This is a genomic window from Candidatus Hydrogenedentota bacterium (genome assembly GCA_016791475.1).
In the GTDB taxonomy this organism is placed as follows: Bacteria; Hydrogenedentota; Hydrogenedentia; order Hydrogenedentales; family JAEUWI01; genus JAEUWI01.
Map to the genome: position 1 here is coordinate 14,443 of JAEUWI010000007.1, position 14,935 is coordinate 29,377.

Annotated in this window: 11 protein-coding genes; 3 read left to right on the plus strand and 8 right to left on the minus strand. The window is 61.1% G+C overall.

Translation table 11 applies throughout. The annotated features are described in order from the left end of the window. Entirely contained in the window at positions 1 to 1,530 is a 1,530-nt protein-coding gene (locus JNK74_05260; protein ID MBL7645582.1) for a sulfatase, read from the plus strand. A gap of 67 nt (positions 1,531 to 1,597) precedes the next feature. On the opposite strand, the gene JNK74_05265 is transcribed toward JNK74_05260, so the two are convergent. After that, positions 1,598 to 2,608, minus strand: coding sequence for a nucleoside hydrolase (locus JNK74_05265; GenBank protein MBL7645583.1), 1,011 nt, complete (start codon positions 2,606 to 2,608; stop codon positions 1,598 to 1,600). A 238-nt stretch (positions 2,609 to 2,846) separates the two neighbouring features. On the opposite strand from JNK74_05265, the gene JNK74_05270 reads away from it, so the two are divergent. Further along, positions 2,847 to 3,707 (plus strand): sugar phosphate isomerase/epimerase, encoded by an 861-nt coding sequence (locus JNK74_05270; GenBank protein MBL7645584.1) that lies wholly within the window; start codon positions 2,847 to 2,849, stop codon positions 3,705 to 3,707. A gap of 17 nt (positions 3,708 to 3,724) precedes the next feature. On the opposite strand, the gene JNK74_05275 is transcribed toward JNK74_05270, so the two are convergent. The 3 genes from JNK74_05275 to JNK74_05285 all read right to left on the minus strand — a co-directional run bounded on the left by JNK74_05275 (position 3,725) and on the right by JNK74_05285 (position 7,972). Further along, positions 3,725 to 4,963, minus strand: coding sequence for a hypothetical protein (locus tag JNK74_05275; GenBank protein ID MBL7645585.1), 1,239 nt, complete (start codon positions 4,961 to 4,963; stop codon positions 3,725 to 3,727). A 35-nt stretch (positions 4,964 to 4,998) separates the two neighbouring features. After that, on the minus strand, positions 4,999 to 7,260 hold the full coding sequence (locus JNK74_05280) for an SUMF1/EgtB/PvdO family nonheme iron enzyme (protein MBL7645586.1): 2,262 nt from the start codon (positions 7,258 to 7,260) through the stop codon (positions 4,999 to 5,001). Between the two features lie 94 nt (positions 7,261 to 7,354). Continuing rightward, the gene (locus JNK74_05285) at positions 7,355 to 7,972 is read right to left on the minus strand and encodes a DUF502 domain-containing protein (protein MBL7645587.1); all 618 of its coding nucleotides are present in this window, start codon (positions 7,970 to 7,972) and stop codon (positions 7,355 to 7,357) included. A 296-nt stretch (positions 7,973 to 8,268) separates the two neighbouring features. Here JNK74_05285 and JNK74_05290 point away from each other — a divergent pair, with 296 nt between their 5' ends. After that, entirely contained in the window at positions 8,269 to 10,383 is a 2,115-nt protein-coding gene (locus JNK74_05290) for an alpha-galactosidase (protein ID MBL7645588.1), read from the plus strand. A 510-nt stretch (positions 10,384 to 10,893) separates the two neighbouring features. On the opposite strand, the gene JNK74_05295 is transcribed toward JNK74_05290, so the two are convergent. The 4 genes from JNK74_05295 to JNK74_05310 form a co-directional block, all read right to left on the minus strand. Continuing rightward, entirely contained in the window at positions 10,894 to 12,918 is a 2,025-nt protein-coding gene (locus tag JNK74_05295; protein ID MBL7645589.1) for a hypothetical protein, read from the minus strand. A gap of 248 nt (positions 12,919 to 13,166) precedes the next feature. Next, entirely contained in the window at positions 13,167 to 14,144 is a 978-nt protein-coding gene (locus JNK74_05300; protein MBL7645590.1) for an OmpA family protein, read from the minus strand. A 162-nt stretch (positions 14,145 to 14,306) separates the two neighbouring features. Continuing rightward, positions 14,307 to 14,624, minus strand: a complete 318-nt coding sequence (locus tag JNK74_05305) for a type II toxin-antitoxin system PemK/MazF family toxin (GenBank protein MBL7645591.1) — start codon at positions 14,622 to 14,624, stop codon at positions 14,307 to 14,309. Then, positions 14,621 to 14,830, minus strand: a complete 210-nt coding sequence (locus JNK74_05310) for a hypothetical protein (GenBank protein ID MBL7645592.1) — start codon at positions 14,828 to 14,830, stop codon at positions 14,621 to 14,623. Before JNK74_05310 ends, JNK74_05305 begins: the two co-directional genes overlap by 4 nt. Positions 14,831 to 14,935: the final 105 nt, after the last annotated feature.

Genomic DNA, 14,935 nt, shown 5'->3' on the forward strand with positions numbered 1-14,935 from the left:
ATGAAACGAACCAATTTTCAAGAAGCATTCCGCGTGCTTACAGCCAGCGTATTCCTGGCAGCTTCCGTACTGTTCGTCTCCTGCGCGTCGGCGAAAGAGTCAGGCATGGCGAAGCGCCCCAACTTCATCCTGATCCTCTCTGACGATCAGGGTTGGGATGGGTTGTCGGTTTCCATGCATCCTGAGGTTGCCGCATCGAAAAGTCCGGTCTGCGAGACGCCCAATCTTGAGCGTCTTGCCGCGCAGGCCATGCGCTTCTCCAATGCCTACGCCCCGGCCCCGGTCTGTTCGCCGACGCGCATCAGCATCCAGACGGGCAAGAGTCCCGCGCAGGTTCACTGGACCCAGGCGGCCCCGTCCATGACCGCGGCCGATGGCTATCCCCTGGTACCGCCTTCTCAGCATCGCTCGATAGCGCCCGAGAGCGTGACCATAGGAAACCTGTTGAAGTCTGCGGGCTATGGGACGGCCCACTACGGAAAGTGGCATCTCAGCGGGGGCGGGCCGGGAAATTTTTGCTACGACGAGCATGACGGCGACACGGGAAATGAGGATGCCGCACCCTTTGTGGATCCCAATCCCGTGGATATCTTCGGCATGTCGACGCGTGCTTGCCAATTCATGGAAAAGAACGTCGCGGCGGGTCGTCCCTTCTACATCCAGCTTTCCTATAATGCGCTCCACTATTCCGAGAACGCCCTGAAGTCCACCATAGAGAAGTACCGGGCGAAGATGCCCAATGCGACAGAGCGTGTGATAACCCGTGCGGCTATCACCGAGAACCTGGACAGCGGCGTCGGGCAGGTGCTTGCCACGGTCGAAACGCTGGGTGTCGCGGACCAGACCTACGTCATCTACATGTCGGACAACGGGTCGGGCGGTGGTGGCAAAGGGGCTCGAGGAGGACTGAGCGGCGGCAAGGGCGCGCTGGCGGAGGGCGGAATACGGGTGCCCTTCATCATTCGCGGTCCCGGCATTCCCGCCAACTCGTGGTGCCATGTGCCCATTGTGGGTTATGACCTGTTGCCCACGCTTTGCAGCCTCGCCGGGGTGGAGGGGGCGCTTCCCGTCGGCCTGGAGGGGGGCAATATCGCACCGCTCTTTGCCGACGGAACCGGCGAAGTTTCGCGGCCACTGCCTGGACTGCTTTTCCACTTCCCTCACTATCAGGGAAGCAACACGCCACAGTCGGCCATACGTGTCGGCGACTTCAAACTCCTCAAGTTCTATGAAACCGGCGAGCTTCAGTTGTACAACCTCACAACGGATATCAGCGAGCAGCACAATCTAACCGCGAGCATGCCGGAGAAGACTTCCGAATTGGCCGCCCTCCTGGAAAGTCGACTTCGCGCCGTGGGAGCAGGATTGCCCGAAAAGAATCCGCAGTATGACCCGTCCAAACCCCCGTCGGGTCGAGCGAGCCGAATCGCCGGAGAAGCTGGGAAGGCTCAACGGTCAGGCAAATCGGGCAATGGGGGCGCGGGAGAGAAAAAGGTTCAGGGAATGAAGAAGCAAAAGCCTGTTCAATAGCCCAGGGCAGTGGAGAGGGGCCTGAGTTGCGGCAGCACACCGCGCTCCGGCCCCTCGCCCGCGATTCTCACTTCGTCCCCGGCTGGCTCGCCAATGTGGCCAGGACTTCCTTCACCCGCTCGGCCTGGCCGGGGCTGGCGATGAGGTGCCGGTGGGCGCCTTCGCCGGTTTCTTCAAAGCTCGTGAAGCCCTTGTCGTCAAAGCTGACGACACCCTTGGGGGAGAGGGTGAAGTAACCGCGCTCGGGGCGGACGGCGTAGAGCACGCTGGTGAGATCCCAGGAGGGCTGGTCGGTGTACTGGCCGTGGTAGGTGCGGTAGGACACGTCGAGGATGTGGTCCTTTTCGTAGTTGTAATCAAACATGAGGCTCTCCTTGTAGAGCGCCGTCTCGATTCCGATCTCAAAGCCGCTGACGATAATGGGCGTGGGCCACTCTTCCGCAAGCTTTTGCGCCGAGGGGATGTCTTCCACCACGTTGTATTCGGGGTGGGGCTGGCCGTTAAAGGGCTTGAAAGCGCCGGCCATGATGGAGATGAACTTCACCTTGCGTTTGGCGAGTTCCATGCCGTCCATGGGCGAGTAATCGTCGCCTTCCGAAGCGAGGAGACGAGCGAGGTTGGTGGAGAAACCCACCTGCGCAATGACGACGGAGTTGTCCGGCTGTTCCGCGAGGATGCGGCGCAGGAGCATGGTGGCCTCAGGCGCATCTTTGCCGTCGAGCAGATCGTGGGGATATTTCAACTTGCCGTCGACTTCCTCCTTCACGATAAACGTGTATTTGCTCGGCTGTTTCGTGGCGCCCTCCTTCACGACCCCAATGGGGATATCGGGCCGGCCATAGAAGGTGTTGACGGCGTCGATGTAGGGCGCGGCCAGGGCTTCGTCTTTGGTGACGGTAACCGCGAGCAGTTCGCATTCGCCCCGCGACTGGAGGGCATGGATTACGCCAAGTGCGAGGGCGTCGTCCACGTCGTTGCCCATGTCGGTGTCGAAGATGAGTTTGACGGGCGCCGGGGCGGCGGGCTTTTCGGCGGGTGCGCCGAGGGCGAGAAGACCGCAGAGGAGGATGTCGAGCATGGTGAATTTCCTTGTAACTGCCGGAGGTTTGTTGCGGATTGTCGAATGGACAGGGTATAGCGGGGGCTCAGGGCTTGTCAATGGTTTGAAGGATTTAAAGGACAGAAGAGACTTAAAGGTCTTGGGCGGGACCTGGGTAGGGCCTGCATCAGGCGGAGAGCCTTGCCCTTGGGTTGGTGGCGATGGTTGTTTGCGCGTAGAATGGTTTCTCTGGCGGGCACAACCTGGAAGGAACGGCATGAAGAAGAGCATCAGTTACTGGACTTTGGGCGGATTCGACGGCGCAGTGCCGGTGGTGAATGCGGCGCGGCTCGCCCGTGAAATGGGCTATGACGCCATCGAGCTTTGCTATGGCGAGGGCGAACTGGCGCCGGAGTCCACACCCGAGTCGCTGACGGCGATTCGCGCGGCGCTGGCGGAAATCGGGATCGGGGTTACCTCCCTCTGTTCTGGCAACTACTGGACGAAGTCGCTCTCGGCGGAAGACGAGGCCGAGCGGGAGGCCGCCATCGCCTTTACCGAGTCGTATATTGCGGCGGCGGAAGCGCTGGGCACGGACACGGTTCTGGTGCTGCCGGGCTCGGTCTATGTGCCGTGGAACCCGGCGCGGCCTGTAGTGCCGGCGGCCAGGGCCTGGGAACAGGCGCAGGACTCGATCCGGCGATTGATCCCCGTGGCAAAGCGGCACGGCATCGTTATGGCGCTGGAAAATGTTTGGGCGAAGTTTCTCACCGGGCCCTTTGAATTCAGGAGCTTTGTGGACGCCTTCGACTCGCCCTGGGTGAAGTGCTATTTCGATGTGGGAAACGTGGGTGCGAGCGGCTATCCCGAGCACTGGATTGAGATCCTGGGCGACCGGATTACGCGGGTACACGTCAAGGGCTTTCGCGAGCAGCCCCAGGGCGGCGGCACCATGAGCGATTTCACGGAAAGCCTCTTCGACAGCACGACCAACTGGCCGGCGGTGATGGCGGCCCTGCGTGCGGTGGGTTACGATGGCTATCTGACGACGGAGCTGATCGTGAGCGCGACGGGCCTTCCGAATGCGGAACTGGGTTGGAAGGGCGCGAAAGAGCTGGATCTGGTGCTGGCGATGTGAAGATTTTGCGGCAGGAATCAGCCTGGAGCCATAAAGAAAATTTGTCGCGTCCGCGCCGCGTCGTCTGCGAGAGCGGGGAAGGCGATGGCGTTGTTTTCGCGGTTCCAGGTGGGCGCGGGATCGATGCGGAGGGGGCCTTCGGTCCAGTTGTCTATGGGGCAGACTCCCGAGCGAAGCACGCGGCCATCCTTGCGATTGAGAAAGACGTAGGTGTTGCCTGGGCCGGAGCGGGCGCCATTGACGAGCCATTCGCCGCTGGGGGACAGGGCCACATCGCCGCCGGGTTTGGGGAATATGCCCGGGTCGCCAAGTTGACCTGCGACGGACTTCGTATCTGTATCGTATAGCACCTGCTTCCCGTCGAAGCTTCCGATGACCGTGTGTTCCTCGGCCCATTCCGGGTGGCCGCCTATGTGCGTTTCGTGCAGGGTGAGGCCGGTGCCGTCGGTGTTGATGGTGAAGGGCACGTCGATCCGCTCGCCTTTCACTTCGAAGTCGCCCCGTGCATAGAAGTAGACCCGGTCACCCTCGCGGTTGTTCAGTGTGTGATTGATGAAGAGGGCCTTGCGCTTTACATCGGGTCGCGTGGGGCGCAGCGCTTCGGCGAGTTGGTGGAAGGAGACCAGCAGCGACTTCTCGCCGGTTTGGATGTCTACTTTGAAGAGTCCGTCGTCCTTTGGGTGTAGCACACCCGCCGTCCAGTCAAAGGCATCCGGATAGCCCGTGACGGGCCGCAGCCAGGCGAGGCGGGCATAGTTCAGCCCAAGGAAGAAGCCGCCCTTCTGTGCTACGCCGCCATTGGCAAAGGGCGTGTCGTCAAAGCGAAACTCGCGGATGCGCCTTCTCTCCGCGATGTCGTAGAGCACAGTGAAGACGTGGTTGGTTTCCGTATCGCGGTCGTTGAAGAAGAGCTGGGTGTCGGGCGCTTCGGGGTTCCAGTAGAACATGGTGCCTTGCTGGAAGTTCCAGGCGCGGGTCTCTTCGATCTTCGTGACGCTGTAGTTGTCGTGGGCGTCAAGGAGGACGACATCGGCGGCCTCGTCGGGCGCGGGCATGTGATCTTGAAAGGTGGTCCGGAGGGCGACGAGGTAGCGACCGTCGCCGTTCCACGGGGTGTTGCCCACGTGGCCGATGTAGCCGAAGAAGTGGTGCTGCGGGCCATGGGTGATCTGGACGGCCTTCAGGGGCTCGGCGGCTGGGGACGGCACGGTGATGGAAAACAGGGCCAAAACAGCCAAATGGAGTGTCACGCGCATAGGACTTTCCGGGTAGTTTATGGGTCTTATGGGTCTTATGGGTCTAGGGGGGCTTGGGGCGCTGAGGCTAAGACAATACGGAAGCAGTAGCCGATGTCGGGGGCGTAGCCGTAGCGGGCGGCGGAGCGGATGAATTCGGCTTTGCTCTTGGCCCGTCCGCCGCGCATGACTTTTGCGCCGTTTCCTTCGGGGCCCATGGGGTCGGTGACGGGCTCCGTGGTGTAGACGCGGCCCACGTTGTCGAGGCAGTACTGGGACTGATTGCCGTGCATGTCGTAGAGTCCCCAGGGATTGGGCGGGAAGGTGGCGACGGCGATGATGTCGCCGCGATAGATCCCGGCCGGGTTGTAGCGCGTGGCCTCCTGTCCGTCGAAGTTGGCCTGGTCCGTGGTGATCGTGTCGCCGGTGTAGAAAGCGGTCGTGGTGCCCGCGCGGCAGGCGTACTCCCATTCCGCCTCGGTGGGCAGGCGAAAGGTGCGGTCGAGTTTTCTGCCCAGGCGCTCGCAGAACTCCATGGCGTCGAACCAGTTCACTTCTTCCGCGGGGAAGTCCTCTTCTTCGGCCTGGGAACGACGTTCTGTTGGGCCCATGACCGCGTTGAATTGCCGGTTGGTAATCATGGTGGCCGACATGTGGAAATCGCGGCTGATGGTCACGGGCTGCTGGGGATGTTCATCGGTCGCCCCGCCTTCACTTTCGGGCGAGCCCATGAGGAAGCTTCCCGCCGGGATGGGCTCCATCACGATGGTGGCCTCTCCGCCTAGATCGATGATCTGGCCGCCGGGGCGCCCACCCTCGCGCGGAGTGAGGGTGATCTCCATCGCGGCGAGGGTCGCGTCGCGCTGGGCTTCGCGCTCCTTCGCCAGGGCTTCGTTGCGCTCCTTGAAGGCGCGCCCGGCTTCCGCGCAGCGATCAATGGCTTCCTGCTGGAGCTTGCGAAATCGCTCGCCGTCGAGCAGCGCGGCCCCTTCGGCCTTGTTCGGATCGGTGGCGTTTAGGAATTCCTCAATGTTCGGGTAGCCATCGCCATCGGTGTCCGCGAGGGCCTCCGCAATCTCGTGTTGTGCTTCCCAGGTATCGGGAAGGCCGTCGTTGTCTGTGTCCGGGGCTGCTTCGCCGGCGGCAAGTTCGGGCCAGCCGCCCACGTCTATCGGCGAGTCGATGATGCGGCCCGTACCGGTGCGGATTTCCTTCATCAGGCGGGCGTCGGTGCTGTCGCGCAGGGGCAGGGTGGCCCCGGATTCCGCGAGGACCCGCTCCATCGCCACTTCCGCGGTATCCGTGGCGACGTCCGGCGCGGCGAAGGCTTCGTTCACGAACACGAGCTTCGCAAAGGCGTCCTTGTCCGCGTTCTTGGGCGTCCGGATCAGGAGCTGGTTGTTCCCGGTCTGATCCGGGCCGTCGGCGAGCACGTTGCCCGAGAAGTAGAAGCGGGGCGTGTCGTCGCCCGGTTCGAAGACGCGGGTGCGCACGCCCTTACCGGTGTCTGGCCCTGCCTTGAAGTAGTTGTTGACGTAGTTGATGAAGGCGGGGCCGGCGGTGGTGTAGCCGCCGCGATAGCCCCAGTTGTAGACGATGTTATTGCGGAAATCGAGGACGATGGTGTTGACCCGGGCGTTGCGGGCCGCGTTGTGGGCGTAGATGCAATGGTGGACCGTGAAGCCGCCCGTTCCATCGAGGATGGAGCCCTTGCTGTGTTCGCCCTTGGGGTGGAAGGAGCGCGAGAGCCCCTCGGCGATGGTGCTCCATTGCACGGTGAGGTTGTGGGCCCCGAAGGCGCTCATGACCTCGTCGATGGCCCAGGACATGGAACAGTGATCGATGATGCTGTTGCTGCCGCCGAAGATGCCGACGGACATTTGCTCTTTTTTCGTGCGGTCGCCCGAGCGAATCCGGAGGTGGCGAAGGATCACATCGTTTGTGGCGATGACGACCTGGTAGTCGCGGATAGCGATTCCACCGCCCGGCGCAGACTGGCCTGCAATGGTAATGAAGGGCTTCTGAATCCAGAGGTCGGCCTTCAGGGAGATGGTGCCCGCGACGCGGAACATGACATAGCGAGGTCCCTCTGCGTCCACCGCAGCGCGGAGGCTGCCGGGGATGGGTGCCTCCTGGCCGGGGATGTAGTCATCGAGGGTGGTGACGAAATGGATCTTGCCGCCACGTCCGCCTTGCGTTGCCGCGCCGAAGCCTTCGGCGCCGGGAAAAGCGGGAAGGAGGGACTCGGCGGGCGCCCCCGCAATTCCGGCGAGCGACAGGATTGCGATTGCGACAGGGAGGAGGAGGAATCTTAACATGGTGGAGACGCCTTGCCAGGGTTTAGCGACGGGCACGATACCGCGCTTGCGCCGTTTCACTATAGCCGCCGGGAGGCGACCGCCTCAAGGGCGGCTACAGGTCGATGCTCTCGGCCAGACCGGGTGGCTTCAGGATGCCACCGGACATGATGAACTGAACGGCTTCATCGGCGTCGACATCGAGTTCGTGGACGACGTCCACGGGAAAAACCTGGAGGAAGCCGGTGGTCGGATTGGGCGTGGTGGGGATGAAAACGGTGGCCATCCTGCGCCCGCCTTCCACGACAATCTCGCCGGTTTTGAAGCCCATGGCCCGGGTTTCCGGGTGGGGGAAAGGCACGATGACCACGGTTCGCCGGGAGACGCCGGGCTGGGTGCGGAACATTTCCACGATTTGCTTTGCCGTGGAATAGATGGAATCGATGAGGGGGACACGGGCGATGAGGCGCTCCACGAAGTGGATCAACTGGCGGCCGAGCATGTTGGTTGCCAGGACGCCGACGACGTAGAGGAGGAGTATGAGCGTCAATACGGAGATGAGCACGACGCCGGACGTTGGCATACCCGGGAAGAGGGGGCGTACGGCGTTGGTAACGATACCGACGGTAAGGTTGTAAACGAGCTTCAACACCATGAAGCTGATGACTGCGGGAATAAGGACGACAATGCCGGAGATGAGGCGGTGTCGCATGTGGGGGATAAGTTTTTCCATGGTGATTGTACAGCTCTGTCCGGAATCTGCTGAAATCCGGTCCTGATAAGACCATTGCTGGTGAGAACCAGCGTCGCGGTTCGAGAAGGGAGCCGCGTGACGCACTGGCCTTCTATTGAAGCAGATAGGGGGCGCGAAGCGCAAGCCGGACGCGCGCACTGGCCCCGCGGCGGGCCCGCAGGAGCGGCCACGAGCGCTTTTTCAGCATTGACGGTTCCGGCGGTGGGCGACTAGAATTCGACCGGGCGAATCCGCGGATTTTTCCGGGAGTACGAAGCGAGAGAGGAGTTCCATCCATGCATCCGTGTTCCTTTTTTCGATTTATTTGGCTGATTTCGCTGTTTTTTGTGTCGGGCGTCGTCGCCGTGTCGGGCGAGCGTGCCGAGATCCGGATAGACGATGACGCCGGGCCCAGCCTGCGTTATACGGCCGGTGAGATGCTCTACGTGGAAACCCTTCGCGACGGACGCCTGAATGTCGACTTTCGCTCGGGCGACGGACGGCTCAATATGTCCAATGAGGTTTGGGAGAGCCCGGCCTTTGCGCTGGACATTGGCTACCAACGCCTGGACACGGGTTGGGCCTATGCGGGGTTTTCCCAGACCAAGGGGAACAACGGTTCGGTTGAGGGGGTCTTGTCGCTGCGCCACGCCGGGATGCGCCTCCGTGTCGATGTACACACGGCATTGGACGGTACCCCGGTGATGAGGCGCTGGCTGCGCATCACAAACGAGTCCGATGCGGCCCAGCCCCTTTCCTGGGTGTCGCCCTGGGCCGGGCGTCTTTCGCGCGGGGAACAGTTTGAGCTCGGGCGCTTCACGGCGGACAACCACGGCAAAGAGGGCTGGTTTCAATGGCAACCGCTGCCGAGGTGGGATTCGCAGTATTTCAGCCTGAAAGGGCAGGGGCACGATGCGCCATTTTTCGTGCTGCGCGGAGCAACGACGGGGGAGATGTTCATCGCTCACCTCTCCTGGCCCGCGAACTGGCGGCTTCAGTTTGTGAACGACCTGCGCGGGATCACCACGTTTGAGTTTGGTCCCTATGCCGAAGCGCCCGCCCGGATTATCGCGCCGGGTGAAACGGTGACTTCGCCCGCGATCCATCTGGGGCACCTGAGCGGCGATCTGAACGAAGCGGTCCAGGCCATGCACAGCCACCTGCGCCAGTCGGCCATACCCCGGCCCCCCGCGGGCGCGGACCGGATCCAGTTTGTGTTGCCGGGCGATTTTGGCTATTACATGCCGCTGGACGAAGCCGGGGCCCTGGCGAGCATCGAGCTGGCCCACGAAACAGGCGTCGAGCTCTTTATTCTCGATGCCTACTGGTGGGACATTACGGGAGACTGGGTGCCTTCACCCGAGCGTTTCCCCAATGGCCTGGAGCCGCTGGTGAAGCGGGCAAGGGAACTCGGCATGGGCTTCGGGCTGTACATCGAACCCGAAGGCGGTCGAGGCAACGTGCGCGAGAGCCGCATGGCCCGGGAGCACCCCGCGTGGCTCGGTCCGAAAGATCAATTCAATCTGGGCATCCCGGAATGTGCCGCGTGGGTAACGAGCGAGTGTGTGCGATTGATCGAGCAATACGAACTCGATCTGCTTCGGATCGACTACAACCCGGAAGTGGTGTGGAACAGCATCCATACGGTGCAACAGGGCCTGCCCGAGAACAACTACTGGCGCTATTACGAGAATTTCTATCGGATATTCAACGAGCTCCGCGCCGCGTATCCCGACCTCATTCTGCAGCAGGCGGCGGGCGGCGGCGCGCGCAACGATATGGGCCTTTCGGAAGTCTTCCACCAGTTGTACCTCACCGACGGCAACTGGCTGCCCCGCATGCCCATGAGCTTTGCGGGCCAGCTCCTGGCCTTCCCGCCCGAGGCCATCGTGGGGCTCTTCGGAGCGAACGGGCACCTGAGTCCCGGTTATCCGGAGAACTTCGACACGGCCCTGCGACTTTCCTATACCCTCTGCACGCCCCAAATCTTTACCGGTATGGTGGCGCGCAACGTGGACGAATTGACCCCGCAGCGGCGGGACAAGTTTCTCCATTATGCAGCGATCTATCAGCGCCTGGTGCGCCCGGTGTTAAAGGATGCGCTGGTCTTCCACCACGCACCCATTACCGACACGGCAAGCGTGGACGATGGCGCTTGGTTTGCGCTGGAGTTCGCCGCGCCGGATCGATCCCGGGGCTGGGCCACCTTCGTGCGCATCGCACCGGAGGGGCCGGAAAGCTTTCAGTTCCGCGCGCGGGGACTCGACCCCGGCGCGACCTATCGCGTGGGTTTTGATCGCGACGGCACCACGGCGGAATTATCGGGAAGCCAGTTGATGCACGAGGGCATACCCGTGCGCCTGCCCGCCATGGCGGATTCGGAATTGCTGCTCTTTGAGCCGGTTGAGTAAGTGGCCGCGCTGTGATTCCGGTTAGGAAAAGAGGCTCATCCGGTTCGAGCGTACATTTCGGCGTTACCGGCAGATTCATCGATACGTTGCTTGCTGTATTCGGAAGATCTGAACCACGAATGGACACGAATCCACACGAATAGGAAACCGGGATTCAACTCATGAAATGGACGTCTTCTCAGGATCGCAATCGGATCTCCAAGAAATAAAGAGGTACGTCAACCTCAAAGAACTCAATCGGCGCAAAAGAGGACTTATGATCGTTCTATTTGAGTGCTTTGAGGTTAGATTCCTTTCCGCCTTCTCTCGAACCACGCGTGAGTCCACAATATTTCACGCGGCCTCGAACCGCGTCAATGGTCCGCCTTATTCGTGTAAATTCGTGTCCATTCGTGGTCAAAAGTTTCAGTCCTGGAATCCTGCGCTCTCCCTGACGGTATGTACGCTTTAACCGGATGAACCCGAAAAGAGAAGGCGTAGCCCGGATGAGTTTGTGGAGTGCGGGATTCACTATCTCGGAATCGACACCGTGGTCTGGTAATTCGAGTAGTTGTAAAGCGGGTTCTTGTCCGAGATGAAAGCCAGCTTTTTCGGGCTGTCGCTCTGGGTGTAGACCCACAACTCGGCGGGATCCCAGACGACCACTTCTTCCCGTTCATCGCCCATGATGTTGAGGACCGCGTTGCACATATCCGGGTGACCATCGGCGGGAAAGCGCACGACGCGGCGGCCCCAGCCGTCGTACATGCCGCCCTCTTCCACGTTGGCCGAGAGGATCCAGAACTCGCCGGGTTCGCCCGTCCAGTTGATGGGGAGGCACATGCTGCCATGCTGGGCGGGCTCGAACTCGTGAATGCGCTGATTGTGCGCGTCAAAGTAGTTCACAATACCCTGATTGCCCCAGAAGTTGATCGACACGGCTTCGAGGCCAGGCAGATCGGGGCGAAAATCGGCAATGGCGGGGTTCTGCACATGGCCGAGGAAGTAGTGTTCGGTGATGTTGCCCTTCATGTCGGCGAAGAACATGCCCTCGTCGCTTGCGGCGCAGAGCAGACGCGGCTCGCCGCCGGGGAGGAAGGGGAGAATGGCGACGCCGTCGGCGTGGTCCGTGATTTTGTCCTCCACGGTCCAGCGCACGGAGCCGTCGCTGTTGAAGAGGGTGTAGCCCATCTGGAGCTCGTCTTTTCCGTCGCCGTCCACGTCGTAGGCGTAGGGGTAGTGGCCCGTGTTGCACTGGGCGCTCCATAGGACTTCCAACTTGTCGTTCAGCGCCCAGAAGCTGAGGTAGCGATCCTTGATGATGATGTCCGCATCGCGCCCGGTGCCGCGCAAGTCGCAGAAGTAGAGGCTGTCGCCGAGGATGCGCGGAAATTTGGCGTGCTCCGCCTTTGTATTTTCAGGCGTGTCGGGTGTGAGCGCTTTGTATTTCGTTTCGCCGGTGGCGCCATCGGCCACGATGATCTCCATGTTCATGACATAGATAACTTCATTCTTTCCGTCGCCGTCGAGATCGTGGATCTGGAAGGCCACGTCGTTGGTCAGGGTGTTTTTCCAGGGGTCCGGCTCGCCCACCTGCCAGAGTTGCTTGCCCTCGAAGGTCATGGCCGTGAGACAGCTCAATTCGCTGTTGCGATCTTTCGGGCCGTGGTGAACGATCTGGCCCAGGAGAAAGTCGGGTGTGGCGTCCCCGTCGAGATCGCCGAAGCGGATACTGCGCGCCATGCCGAAATCTTTCAGGTCGATCTTCTTCACGAATTGAAGGGACGGGTTCGCATCCTGCAGCGCCTTTTCTTCCGCTTCGCGGGCGGCGATGGCTTCTTTAATCCGCGCGGCCTCGGCGTCGGAGGCTTTCACGTCCACGGCGTGGAAGAGCGTCGGATTGTCGGAGAGGATGGCGACTTTGCCGGTCTTGTAGGTGTCATCCTCCGCGGCCAGGTCAACTCCCTTAATGGTGGCCCGAATGCGGTTGCCCTCCGCGAAAACAACCACAGGGATGGTTTCGCCCGCTTCGCGCTTCAACGGGGCCTCCGCCAGGATCTGTTCATCCAACTGGTGCACCGCCACCTCGTGGTTCGCGCGCATGAGGATGGCCTTGTCGTCCTTAACACCCGCGAAGTAGTAGCACCGGTCGTTTTGATAACGAAAAGCGACCCCCGCGATCTTCTCCGTGGTCTGGGGCGCCATCTCCACCGCGACACTGTAATCGCCCCAGGCGATGTCGCCCGTCACCAGCATGGGGTGGCTCTGCTTGAAGGAGTTCTTGTAGGTCTGGTGCATGGCGCGCTTGCCGCCCACCTCCACGATGCGCCACGCGCGCTGGTTGGGGATGCTGGAGCGAAAGGTGGACACGGCCCAGTTGCCCTTCGCGGCGGCCTCGGGGAGATAGTGATATTCCAGGTGCGCGCCCACTTCGGAGGAAAAGGCGCCGGCGGGATAGGCGGTGAAATCGTCGTGGAGTAGCGAAACCAGTTCCTCCGCATGGGCGGCAGAAATGAAGAGCACGGCCAGGGTGTATGCAATGAGTATCTTTTTCATGGGTTACTTTCTGCCTTGATGGGATTATGCCTATCGCTCGCGGAGCCAAAGGAGGTTGGACATTCTTGTCCGACACAAAGCGGGCTGTATGTTCTATAGCGCCCTTCGATTTTACTCGGAAAACTGGCCTCCGCCAAGCGTGACACTTCTGGATTTACTCGATGCGCGCTGCACAAGCGTCGTACCGCTCAGGTCTGAAGTGTGCCGTGTGTCGGACAGGAATGTCCAACCCCCTGTTGCCTCACCACTCAACGTTCCACCAGTTCCACGCGACGATTCTGCTCGCGGCCGCCTTCGGTGGCATTGGTAAACACGGGAACCAGGGGCCCCACACCGTGGCCCTCCAGGCGCTCGGGTTCAATGCCGTAGTTCTTCACCAGCGCCTCCACGACGGCCTTCGCGCGATTCACAGAGAGGGTCTGATTGTCTTCCAGCGTGCCCTCGGAATCCGTGTGGCCCACGACATAAAACTGCCGCTCCGGGTGGGCCTTCAAGTATGCCGAAATCTCCTTCAAGGCCGCCGCCGACTCCGCTTTCAACGTGGCCTTGCCCGTATCGAAGAGGATGCCGTCCAGCACGACGCGACCAAACTCTTTGATGCCCTTGCCGATGGCCGCGGCATCCGCCACGATGAGGCCGGTCTCCGCCTCGCCGGTTTCCAGCACATCGACGAGCGTGCTCACATTGTCGTTGCTGAAATGATAAACGGACACGGCGACATAGAGCGTATTGTCCGCGCGCTCTTTCTTTGCGATGATGGAGCCGCTTCCTCCCGCCGTGGAAGAGCCGCTCAGCATGTTGTTGGCGGCGCCGTCATTCTCCCAGGGGTTGGCGGAGAAGAAGATTTCCTGCCAGTTGCGGGTGCCCACTTCGGGGCCACGACTGTTCTTCTCATGCAGTCCGGATGCGAGAATCTCGAAGCCGGCCTCGCGGAGGGCCTTCATGTAGTTGCGATAGACCTCGCCGTGGGTCCGCTTTCCGCCTTCGAGCGCATAGTAGATGCGGGTGAGGCGGCCTTCCGTGTTGATACAATCGCCGATGAGCCGATAGCCCGTGGCGGGGCCGGTCGGCACTTTGTAGGCCCGATGATTCTCTGAGGTGTACCACTGGATCACGGAGCCGGGATAGCGCGTGACGGCGGGGTGGTCGTGGCTGCCTTCCATATCCTGGGCGGGCGCGACGAGGGAGATCGCGAGGGCGATACAGGCTATGCAAAGCGTACGCATGGAAAAGCTCCTCCGGGCGGATTGATTGGCATTAAAATGGTGTCGGAGGACTACTCTAGCGCTACAGGATGGGGCGGGTCAATGGGGTGTCGGCTGGGGATCAAAAGGGCAATGAATGCTCGAGAGCGTACCGGATGAGTCCGGAGCGGAACACGGAATTGGTCAAGCTGAAAATCCGCAGGCAGAAAGAAGAGCCAATCGGACTTCTGGCCATTTCGCTTCGGGCAACTCGCAAAGCATACTTCCCAGTCGGCCTCGCTGCGCCAGTGACACGTGGTCGAAATTCAATACACAGGGGGACTGCATTCCCTCATTCGGCCCGAGGAATACTTCGCTAGGAATGCCCCGGATAGTTCGTGTCGCCGGAACGACAATCAACTCGTTAACCCGGCCAATTATATCTCCACGGGTCAGAATGAGCACCGGACGCTTCTTGTCCGGCAGGCGAAATGTGTACCAACGAATTTCGCCCCGCCTCAATAGAATTCCTCCCAGCCTTCCGCTTCCCACGCAAGTGGTTCTTCGTCTGAAGAGAATTCATCTTCTCCAGGTGGCATCAATGCATAGGCTTCCGCATCACTGGATGTAGTCTGCTGGACAAGCAGACGAACCAGCCGCACGCGCTCATGGCTCGATAGCGTCGAAAGCATTGGCAGAAAATCTTCGGCTGTCTTGGGTTCGATCATGTCCAGATTTTAACACATATTGGCAATGCCGGCAATGCCACCCGACGTGCCTCCTCGATACGCGAAAGTCTCCCGCGCCACCCGCGCGGGAATGACGCCTGGGGA